General features: G+C 65.6%; 8 protein-coding genes. 1 reads left to right on the forward strand and 7 read right to left on the reverse strand.

Annotated features, from left to right (window positions below; genetic code table 11):
* The first annotated feature begins 403 nt into the window (after positions 1 to 403).
* Positions 404 to 1,303: a fatty acid desaturase family protein gene (locus VET29_RS22870; protein ID WP_324923795.1), complete on the forward strand. Its 900-nt coding sequence runs from the start codon at positions 404 to 406 to the stop codon at positions 1,301 to 1,303.
* Here the strand turns inward: VET29_RS22870 and VET29_RS22875 are convergent.
* From VET29_RS22875 to VET29_RS22905, 7 genes are all read right to left on the reverse strand, one after another.
* Entirely contained in the window at positions 1,263 to 2,741 is a 1,479-nt protein-coding gene (locus tag VET29_RS22875) for an FAD/NAD(P)-binding protein (protein ID WP_324923797.1), read from the reverse strand. The two genes, VET29_RS22870 and VET29_RS22875, sit on opposite strands and share 41 nt — an antisense overlap.
* The gene (locus VET29_RS22880) at positions 2,738 to 3,229 is read right to left on the reverse strand and encodes a GNAT family N-acetyltransferase (protein WP_324923799.1); all 492 of its coding nucleotides are present in this window, start codon (positions 3,227 to 3,229) and stop codon (positions 2,738 to 2,740) included. Before VET29_RS22880 ends, VET29_RS22875 begins: the two co-directional genes overlap by 4 nt.
* Before the next feature lie 886 nt (positions 3,230 to 4,115).
* Entirely contained in the window at positions 4,116 to 4,661 is a 546-nt protein-coding gene (locus tag VET29_RS22885) for a hypothetical protein (protein WP_324923801.1), read from the reverse strand.
* Between the two features lie 294 nt (positions 4,662 to 4,955).
* A complete protein-coding gene (locus VET29_RS22890) occupies positions 4,956 to 5,894 on the reverse strand; it encodes a hypothetical protein (RefSeq protein WP_324923803.1) in 939 nt (312 codons plus the stop codon).
* A gap of 12 nt (positions 5,895 to 5,906) precedes the next feature.
* The gene (locus tag VET29_RS22895; protein ID WP_324923805.1) at positions 5,907 to 6,560 is read right to left on the reverse strand and encodes a hypothetical protein; all 654 of its coding nucleotides are present in this window, start codon (positions 6,558 to 6,560) and stop codon (positions 5,907 to 5,909) included.
* Between the two features lie 44 nt (positions 6,561 to 6,604).
* Positions 6,605 to 8,914: a hypothetical protein gene (locus tag VET29_RS22900; protein ID WP_324923807.1), complete on the reverse strand. Its 2,310-nt coding sequence runs from the start codon at positions 8,912 to 8,914 to the stop codon at positions 6,605 to 6,607.
* Between the two features lie 884 nt (positions 8,915 to 9,798).
* Positions 9,799 to 10,176, reverse strand: a complete 378-nt coding sequence (locus tag VET29_RS22905) for a hypothetical protein (protein WP_324923809.1) — start codon at positions 10,174 to 10,176, stop codon at positions 9,799 to 9,801.
* Positions 10,177 to 10,477 lie beyond the last annotated feature (301 nt).

Consider the following 10,477-nt stretch of genomic DNA (forward strand, 5'->3'; position numbering starts at 1 on the left):
CCTTGCTGGCGGCATTCCCCCACTGGAGCAGGGCCGGTGCCGCCTGCTGCCACCGGCGCCCGTCCGAAAATTTTCGAAAACCGGTCGAATCAGGGCGAAGATCGATTTGCCCGCACAAATGATCGCGTGCGACAAATGCGCCGGGATGTTTCCGCGTACTACGCTCCTGAGTTGGGTTCACCCTGACAATCCCCCTTCATTGGTCACCGCACCTCAGGTGTGGATATCGAGCGACAGTCGTTCGTGGTTGTCCGGGGTTCCTGAAGGGAAGATCATGGCCACCATCAGCAATATCCCTCCGCTCGGTGACGACGAGGTCGCCCGGCTCGATGCCGCCGAGAACACGATTCTGGCGCCCGTCCGGGGCGCTGACCCGCGGCGATCGCTCGCCAAAGAGTATTTCGTGAAGAAACCCAGTCGCTTCACGGCGAAGTTCCTGGCCGGTGTCGTGCTGATCGCGGTCTCGTGGTCGGTGATCGCTTTACAGCCCGTCTGGCCCGCCGTCGTCCTTGCCGCCGTGGTGAGTGGGCTGATGTACGCGTACCTGGTCGAGCTGCAGCACGAGTGTCTGCACGAGCACGCCTACCGCAGCCGCGCGTTGAACCGGCTGTGCGGTGTGCTCGCCGGGGTGTTCATGTTCAGCTCGTTCTGGCACTACAAGCACGATCACCTGCGGCACCACGCGTTCCTCGGCACCCCGCAGAACCGCGAGTTCTTCAACTACCGGTTCCGCGACCTGCACCGCTGGTACGGCCTCGGGTTCCTGCTGGCCGCCCTGCACCCCGGCCGCTACGCCACCACCGGACGGGACATGGTGCGCTCGCTCGCCGGCCGGTCCATCCGCGACGTGCCAAGGCTGCTGGACCTCCGCAAGATCCGTGCCGAGTACCGGCTGCTGGCGGTGCTGCTCGCCGGTGCGGTCGCCTACACCGTGATCACCGGCGACCTGTTCTTCGTCTTCGCGTGGTGGCTGCCGACGCTGCTGGTGGCTGAGCCGACCCACTTCCTCATCGAGCTGCCGGAACACTTCGGCCTCAACACGCAGTCCGACCCGAACGTGCTGACCAACACCCGCACCATCAAGGGCGCGTCCCGTTTCGCGCGGTGGTTCACCAACTACAACAACCTGCACACCGCACACCACTACCACCAGGGTGTCCCGATGGCACAGATCGAGAACCTGCACACGCTCATCGCGGACCGGGTCGTGCCGGTCGAGACCACCTACTGGCGCTTCTACCGCAAGGTGATCACCGGCGAGGTCAGGTACCAGGACTTCGACGGGACGTGCATGACCCGCTGAGCAGGTCCCGCGCGATCACGGCGGCGAGGTCCGCGGCCTGGCGGACCGAGTTCTCCACGGCATTGGTCGCGAGCCACACGCCCCGGGTCAGGTCACCGACCACGTGCAGGCCCGGGACCGCGGCGCCGTCCGCGTCCCGGGCCTCGAACGTGCGCTCGTCGACCGGCACACCACCGAACCGGTGCGGCACGATCGTGCCGCACCGCAACAGGTCCGCGGTCAGCTCCACCGCCTCGAGCGAGCCACGGCCGTAGCCGGGACCCGTCGCGTTGACCACCACGTCGACCGGCACGGCCGAGCCGTCGGCGAAGCACATCCGGAACCCGTTCCCGTCCCGGACCACCGCGGACAGGCCTGCCCGCACCGTGAGCCTGCCGTCATCCATCATCGCCAGCAGCCTGGCGGCGCTGACCGAGGGGAACGAGGCGATCCGCACCGCCCACACGCCGACGTACGCGGTCATCAGCAGTTGCTTGCTCCGCTCGTCCAGCAACCGCCACAACGCGGGCACCCACGGGACGACCGCCCCGAGCACCGACTGCCAGCCCACCACCCGGCCCGACGCGACCTCGGCCAGTTCCGCCCGCAGCGTCGCGGCGGACGACGGCGGCGGGGACAGTGCCCGCGCCCACCCGACCGGCCCGCCTTCCGCGTCCTCGATCTCCTTGCCGATCACGGCCGCGACGGCGGCGAGCGAGGTCGCGCCGGGCACGCCCGCGGCGACGAAGTCGGGCAGGTGGGCGAGCCGGTAGGTCTCGACCCGTCCCTTCACGCTCGGCAGCCACCCCGACCGGGAGGCGAGCACCACGCTCGCCCGGTGACCCCGCTCGCGCAGCGCCAGTGCCACGTCCACCCCGGTCAGCCGGGTGCCGATGACACCGACCCGCGCATCGCCCGGCACGTCGAGCCCGCCGTAGGGATCGGACAGGAAACCGGGGTCGCCGTCGTGCCGGCAGTACCGCGTCGATGGGAGGTGCCCGAGCGCGAGCACCACCCGGTCGTAGGCGGCCGCCCGACCGGAGGCGAAGCGGCACCACCAGCGCCCCTGCCCGTCCCGACGGGCCGCGACCACGCGATCCCGCGTCAGTGCCACACGGTGCCCGGTCGCGTCGGACTCCCGCAGCACCTCGTCGAGCACATCGCGCGTGTACCGGCCGAACACCCGGCGTGGCGGGTAGTCCTCGTCGCCGAGTCCCCGCTCCCGCCGCCACCGGGCGAACTCCGCCTTGTCGGTGGCGTGCAGGCTCATCCGGCCGGCGCGGACGTTCAGCAGGTGCAGGTCCCACGGGGTGGAGAAGGCGAGACCTGGCCCCATCACGGCCGGATCGGCCACTTCGTAAGCCAGCGGCACGTCGACGAGTCGGGGCAGCAGCTCACGCAGCACGCTGGTTCCCGTCGGCCCGCAGCCGACCTGCAGCACCCGGTGCGGCCCGCTCACCGGACGGGTGCGGTGCCGAGCCTGGCGAGTTCGGGGCCGTCGATCCGGTAGACCGTCCACTCGCTCATCGGTCTGGCGCCCAGCGAGGCGGTGAAGGCGATCGTGTCGGTGTTCCAGTCGAGCGTCCAGAACTCGAGGCGCTGGTAGCCGCGTTCGACGCACACGCGGCCCATCGCCTCGAACAACGCCTGCCCCACGCCGCGGCCCCGGTACCCGGGTTCGACGTACATGTCCTCGCCGTACACCCCGTGGGTGCCGGTCCAGGTCGAGAAGTTGAGGAACCACAACACGAATCCGACTACCCGGCCGTCGGTCTCGGCGACGTGCCCGAACAGGGCGGGGGCCGTACCGAACAGGGCAGCCCGCAGCTGGTCTTCCGTCATCCGGCATTCGTCCGAGGAGTTCTCGTACGCCGCGAGGTCGTGCACCATTTGCACGACGGCCGCCACGTCGGACTCGCGGATCTCCCGCGTCAGCACCGGTTCCATCCCACAATCGTCACCGGCTGACCCACCCGACGCTACGCCCATTCGGGGGCTAGCGCGGTCGCACCGCGGTTCACCACCTCGCTCGTCCGGACCGCCGGTACGGGCTGGTGGCATGGTCGGTGTGCGGCTTGCGCCCGCCGCTCAGCCGCTGGCTGCTTTCGTCAGCATGCAGGCATGGTTGTTCGTTCTCGGGCACGAGATCGCACACCACGTGCTCGGGCACGACTCGGCAGCGAGCGCCTTCAGTCCCGGGGAGCACCTGCCGGCGTGCTCCGCGGACCAGCAGCGCGAGGTCGACGCCGACCGGCTCGTCCACCAGGCGTTGGTCTGCGTTCAACACAAGCTCGGCGAGGGTTCGGACTCGGCGCGGTCGGCGTGCTCACCGCGATGTTCGCACTCCACTCCACCGAACAGGCGCTGTTCCTCCGGCTCGGCTCCACGCATCCGCTCGCACCCGTGCGCGCCGCCCACCTGGTCGACCAATTGAGCACGAAGGAACAGTGGTTCGCCACGGTGGTCGCGTCCAGTCTGCGGGTGGCGACCGACGCCTCGTCCACCTTCGGTCCCCGGTGCATCTGCGTTCGACTGACTGGCGTTCTTCACGAATCCGGCCATCGACAGTCCGCGCAGCACCGAATACCTGGGTCAGATTCGATCCTCGACGGGCACAGTGCCGGCCGGGCCTTGGCCACCCTGTGCGACCGGAGCAGACCACTCACCCGCTATTCACTGTTCGAACAACTCCGCGGTGCAGGCAAAGAAGACGGCGCTATTCCCCAGATAGCGAAGCTGGCGGTGGCCATGGGGGCGGCGTCCCCGCGTAGCACCACTTCAGAATGCCCTACCTACATAACGTCCCTCCACGTTCAGGACACACGAGATCGCCTCAGTGCATATACGGACTCATAGCATCACGCTTGTAGACGATATTGTTTCGGATGAGCAAAATTCCGATCGCGATGAGACTGGCGAGCATCCACCACGACAAATGATGTGTCAACTCGGCCCGTGCCAGTGCCCCGCCTTCGCTGCCAAGATAGCCGACAAGCGCAACCCAGCCGATCAACTCGTCGTTATAGAACAATATTGGAATGAATGGTACCAAGCCGCGCAGTATCGAGCCTGCGGCGATCATTCCCAGTATCTTAGTAAGAATACCGTTAGCGCTGAGCAGCATCACGATGCCAAAGCCGGCGGCGCAGCCGACAGCGCCGACGAAGGAGCAGATCGCACCACCGATTAGCGATTCGGTCAACAAATATAGGAGTACGAAGAGAAGTGCGAGACCGGCAATGAACGCTGCCACAAGCAGTCCCGTTGCGGCGCCCGCGTGGCCGACGACGGCGGCCAGTAGCCAAACTAGACCGGCATAGCTCGGAACGCCAATAGCGGTCACCAAAAGAAGGACTGACGTGTCCAGACCTAGATCCATCGCTCCTCCTTCGTCGAGTTACCAACCCACGCCGTCTTGGCCACATCATATCGGAATTCATGTCGGCAATGACTGCGCGCCGTGACCCTCTTCCGGGGGCGGATGGGCCGGGCGGGCCTGGTCGGTCATGGCCGTGAGGGCCTATCAGGTCCAGGCCTCATAGTGAGTCAGCTCCTTGATCTTGGGGCAGCAGGTTTGCTTCGTCGCAACTAAACCCAGTCCACGTCCTGAACTCCCTCCCGGTCCGTCTCGGCGGGCTGGGCACGTCTGTGATCTGTTGCCGTTGCTGGGAATTCACACGGTGAGCACCGCCCGCATCGTCTCGGACGGTCGTTCCACCAGCGGGATGTGCCACTGTCCCTTCCGCCCCGGAATGGTCGTTACCCGAAGGTCTGGATAGACCGTTCTCCACCCCTCGATCGCGCGGGACACGTGGATCATTGGATCGTTGTCCGCATCTCGGGCGTGGAGGTAGCCGACGCGGTCGGTGACCCCGCGCAGTATCGCCGCGGTGGGCATTCGGAAGCCGCGGATGAAGGCTCCCTGGCTGGTGAGCGCGGCGGTGCCCGCCCAGGCGGCGCGAGACTTCGCCTCCGCGATGAGTTCGGGATTCGCGTCCGGCTCCGGTGCAGGATCGCCGGAGGTCAGCTGGCTGGTCAGCGCCCAGGCAGCGGACGAGATCGGACCTCCGCGGTACCACGTCGACAGGCCGAGCAGCCAGTCTGGCCTATTGACGTCGTCGGCGTTGCTCGGGGCGGTGTCGAGGACCAGCACCGCCTTGCCGAACGGTGCGCCGTCCGCCGAATAGTGGGTCAGGAACTCGGCCGCGCACATACCACCCATCGATGCCCCGTACACCCGCAACGTGTCGGGCTCCAGCTTCGTGAGCTCACCGATGATGGAGCGGTAGAGCCCGGCCCCGGACACGCCTCGTTCGGCGTAGCGCGCGACCACCATGGCGTCGTCCAGACCGAGGCTTGGCGCGAACGCCTCCGACAGAACCTCTCCGTCCATGGAATAGCCGGGGAACACCACCAGCGCCTGGTGTGCCGTGCCAGACGCGGGTGCGGTGACGACGACACCGCTGTCTGTGCTGGTTCGATAACCGAGGCCGAGTAGCAGGTCGACAAGTAGGACCGCAGCAGTGGATGTCGCGCACCATGCCACGATTCTTCGCCCACGCCGCAGGTATCGTCGCCAGGGCGTGCGGCCGGTGTCGTCGCGGGTGTTCATCGGCAGGGTTCGCTAGGCGATGGGCGAATTGGCGGGGGGAGTGGTGACATCTCCTTCAGGCTTCGCCATCCATGAACTGCACGTCGGACACCGGGTGGCTTTGACGGGGCGGCCGACCTCCCGCAGGCCGACGGTCCAGGATGCGGCCACGATCAGCAGCGCCATTGCGTAGAACGCCGGCGCCACGATGCGCGCCGTCGACCCGAGGTGTTCCCAGGACCGGACGATGGCGAACAGCGTGTACCCGATCACGGACATGGCGACGCCGAAGTACACGAAAGCCGTCGCAACCCGGTGTGCCGGCTTCGAGTGCTCGATGTCCATGATCTGGTCACCGGACATCGTGCCGATGGCACCACGCAGTCCTCCCGGGATGCCGGACAGGTCGAACAGCTCGCCCTCGATGATCTGGACCGACCGACTGCGACACATTCCCGTCAGCGCGATCAGCGAGTGGTAGGCGGCCACGAGCCACAGCGGCGCGGGAAGGAGTACGACGACGATCCACGGGAACGAGTCCGTCCCGTATTTGTCGACCAACGAGATGGCGCCGATGACATAGGTCGCCGCGATCCCCATCATGGCCATCGCCACATTGGAGATCGAGGAGGCATCGGCTTTCTCGCTCTGATAGAGAGCTCCGAGCGCACCAGACGTGTCGTGCATTACCCGTCACTACCTTTCGTAGTCGTATGCCAAGTGGATCATGGTCAGTGCTGATCGGCGTCCTGGCTGCGGCGCATATAAGCGAAGGCCGCCGTCGATTTGCCGCCCAGGAGGATGACGAACCCAACCAAGGAGATCAGGAGCAGAGTATTGCTCATGGTGCTCTGGTTGCGGACGTGGGCGTTGAGCGCTCGTAGGAATCGATGCTGAGGCGGACCGTCCAGGGTGCCGTTCGCGGCACGGACAATGACGACATTGCGTCGCAGTAGGCCACGTTCGGAGTTCACGGCGGTCCGGGTTACGTGTTCTTCCTCGGCACGGGTCGTGATCTCACGGCTCACGTGTTGGAGGTTGAGTTCGAGCAGCCACTCGTATGGCCTGAGGAAGTAGGCCAGGAACGGCCCGACGATCGCAAAAGTCGCTATGAGCCTGGCCCAGACGCCGAGATCTGGGGGAAGGTGAAGAAGGGTCGTGGCCGGGATTACCAGGGTTATCGTGTACAACATGAACACGAGAATGGAATCCTGCACGAGGTTGTGGGACATCCCGTGCCGGGTTCCTCCTCGGTCCGGTGTGGAGGAAAGATGGCCGATCGCCACCGTCATCGCCCCATTAACGAGGAGTATCGCCGTCGCGGCCGAGAGCCCGGCGAACAATGTGTAGACGTGCGAAGAACTGGCGGCGAGGGCCGCCGAGCTGGCGATGAACCCGGAGAAGAAGCCGCTCACCGCGACCGCGCCAGTGGCTGCCCAGAGTGGACCATCAACCCCACCGCCACGCAGAGTGCCGATATTATTGACCATCGTGTCGACGGACCAGAGGGCGAGGACTACGCCACCCGCTATCGCCACCGCCGTAACAGGAGGAGTTCCCCGGATCCCGACTACAACTATCAGGGCGACTGGCCAACCAAGGGCGAGTAGCGGTGCCAGTGCACGCAGAGGCTCGGTCAGCCATTGGATTCTCAGACGTACCAGAACTGTCGTGATCAGGACCAGCGCTGCTCCTGTCGCGACGAGTGGCCATATCTGCCGCATGGCGCCGGAGTCGGCAACGTAGACGCGATCGATCGCAGCCGCCAGAGTGAAGGCGAGCAGTGACACCGCCCCAGCCAGCCCAAATACCAGGAGCATGCCAACGGTGGCCGTCGCGCTCAGCTTCGCCGCGCCTGCTAGACCGAATGACCCGTGTTCGTCGGCCGGCGCGCTTTCGTCACTTATTTCAAGCTGCATGCGCACTTTGAGGATCGGAAAGAGGAGCATGGATATCGCGGCACCGACTAGAACACTGACCAACGGCCCCAAGTCCGCCGCCTGCTGCCAGTGCGGCACGGTGAGGGCGGCGAGCGCGATCGTGCAGAACGCCACGGAGACCAGCATGACATCGGCCGCCTGGCGCAGCCAACCGAGGCGGTTCTGCCGGACGAGCACCAACAGGATGATCGTGATTGTGGCGGAGTAGCCAAGAAGCCAGAGGACTGCGTCGGTCCATCTCAGCTGGACCACCGCGGCCGAGGTGTACGCCCAAAATGACGGCAGCAACACGACGAGGATCGTGCCACCCAGCAAAACCTGCGCGGGGTTCGGACGGTAATCCAGATAGGAGTCAGCCGGCAGTTCGCGCCCTGGCGACAGGGAAAGAAGCATCAGGCCAATGCCGACGAGCGCCGAACTGGCCTCGCCCAGAATCTGCGTTCGTTCCGCGGACCAAGGCGCACTGACAGCCATGGTCACGGCGACTGCCGCGCCCATCGCCAGCACCCAGTGTGGTGCGAGGAGCACGATTGATCGTCTGAGGACAAGCGTTGCGAGGAGAAGGAGGGCAACCGCAGCTGTGCCGATGGCCAAGAGGGAGCTACGCGCACTGAAGGTCGATGCCAGGGAATCGCGTGTCGCGAGCACGGCATAGGTGAACAGTGCTGCCAGTGCGAACGAGGGGCCGGCGCTCCGCAGCATCGCGACAGCGGTATTTCGCACATTTCCCCGCAGCGCTGCCGAGATCCTGCACGACAGAAGTGTGATCGCAAACATCAACGTCGCAGACGCGGCGACGAACCACATCGCATGCCAAACGCCCGCAATATTGAACCGATGGGGCTCCGGAAACGTCCAGTTTGTCTCAGGATTGCGATCGATGAGCCATAGGAACTGTGTACCGATTGCCAGCAATCCGGCAAGGGCGGCGGCGAAGGCCGCGAGCATACGATCGCGCGACGTCCGCGGCAGTTGACTCGCACCTGCCAGTGTGAGCGCGACCGCGGCCGGGATCAGGAGACTGTCACCAAGGTAGGCGCTCGGATAGGCAAACAGCCCCTTGAGGTGAGCGGGAGGGTCCGTCAACCAGATACCGCGCATGAACCACAGGATCGCCAGGACTCCGAAGCCACAGGAGAGAATGGATCCAACCGCGATAGATGTGCGATATCGGCGGATCATCTGCAGGGTCCGTGATGCGGGTCGGCTTGACACGTATGACTCCCAGACTGAATTTCAGCGCTACGTCGACGACAGGATTACTGGCGAAGCCAACCTGTTCGTGATCACTGGTGTGATCCGCCCGCCGTTTCTGGGGACAACTATGAGGTCGTCGGCGACTTCGTCGTGGTTACACATTTGCCCCCACGGACCTGTGTGTCTCCCGTCGATGCAGGTGAGGGTCTCAATTCAGTACTTGTTGACTTACTCCCGATTGTCGTGCCACAGGTGAACGCACCGCCTGCGACTGCCTGGCGAATTGTCCCGTCACACCTGTCTGACGCCACGGTGCTCCGTCCGGATCAGGCCCCGGCTTGAGCGCGGGTTTGAGTCATCGCAGCGTCACACTCCATGGTTCCCGCGGGTTGGTTCGCTTTTCGCCATCCGGCCGTTGGCCGCGTACAACTCGTCTGCCATGTGCCCACCGGTTATTGTCGATGATGATGAGGTCCGCCGCGTGGAATGCGACTGTGTGTGTCACGTGGGTCGATCTCCGCGAGTAGCGTTGTCAGGGCGTTGGTGAGCTCTGTTGGTTCGTGGTTCGGCCAGATGTCGGTCAGGCCGTACTTCACGCAGAGTCCTACGTCGTGTTCGTCCACCGCGTTTGGCAACGGATAGATGAGTGCCAACTGCGTGCCGCCCGGGAAGGTAGCGGGCTGACGCAATCGCGTCAGGATCTCGGCGCATCTGGAGGGATTCCGCGTCGTGAGCGATCGGACCGCGTTCGCCATCGGACCAGCAGGGATTCGCCGTTGGTGTTGGGCTCACGCCATCGGGGATAGACCATCAACTTCGGGAAGCAGCGTGGACGTGGATCGCGCAGCGACTGTGCCGAGTGGGCATGAGGGGGCCGTCCAGCACGTGCAGTTCTCCGCGGTCTGCTGCCTTCCGGTCGTATCGCATGTGGTGGATCGCAGGGTGCGGTGGACGGCGTACTGCGGCCAGCGGTAGCCGGCGCCGACCCCGCGTGGCTCACCCCAGATCCGCGTGCCGAACCGGTCGCAGAACACGACCTCGCCGATGGGCACGCCGATCTCGGCCAACTCGCGCTCCAGGCCGAGCTCGGTCAACTCCCGCACGGCGTGGGGCTGCAGGTTGATGCCCACCCCGACCGTGGTCAGCTCGCGTGCCTTGTCCACCACCCGGCAGCCAACTCCCGCGGCGTGCAGGCTTGAGCGCGGTGGTCAGCCCCGCGATCCCACCGCCGACGACCAACACCTCAGTCACGACGGCGAGTCTGCCCACGTGTAGTGGACGCAGGTGTGGCGATGCCGACCAACCGTGTCCGCGGCAGAGGTGGCGCCGGCGGCGGTGAGTGGAGGCGCCGCTGGGCTACGGCGCCGGGGTGGGACCTGCCGCGCGCAACCTGTCGATGACGGCGGCCAGTTGACGGATGTTCTGCGCCGAGAACAGGTCCGTGACCGTCAGCTCCACGGGGAAGAC

Source organism: Actinophytocola sp. (genome assembly GCF_035634895.1).
GTDB lineage: Bacteria > Actinomycetota > Actinomycetes > Mycobacteriales > Pseudonocardiaceae > Actinophytocola.

Bases quoted from the DNA above. Each gene is read 5' to 3' on its own strand.
- VET29_RS22890 (WP_324923803.1), bottom strand. From the start codon at position 5,894: ATGAACACCCGCGACGACACCGGCCGCACGCCCTGGCGACGATACCTG.
- VET29_RS22885 (WP_324923801.1), bottom strand. From the start codon at position 4,661: ATGGATCTAGGTCTGGACACGTCAGTCCTTCTTTTGGTGACCGCTATT.
- VET29_RS22880 (WP_324923799.1), bottom strand. From the start codon at position 3,229: ATGGAACCGGTGCTGACGCGGGAGATCCGCGAGTCCGACGTGGCGGCC.
- VET29_RS22895 (WP_324923805.1), bottom strand. From the start codon at position 6,560: ATGCACGACACGTCTGGTGCGCTCGGAGCTCTCTATCAGAGCGAGAAA.
- VET29_RS22900 (WP_324923807.1), bottom strand. From the start codon at position 8,914: ATGCGCGGTATCTGGTTGACGGACCCTCCCGCTCACCTCAAGGGGCTG.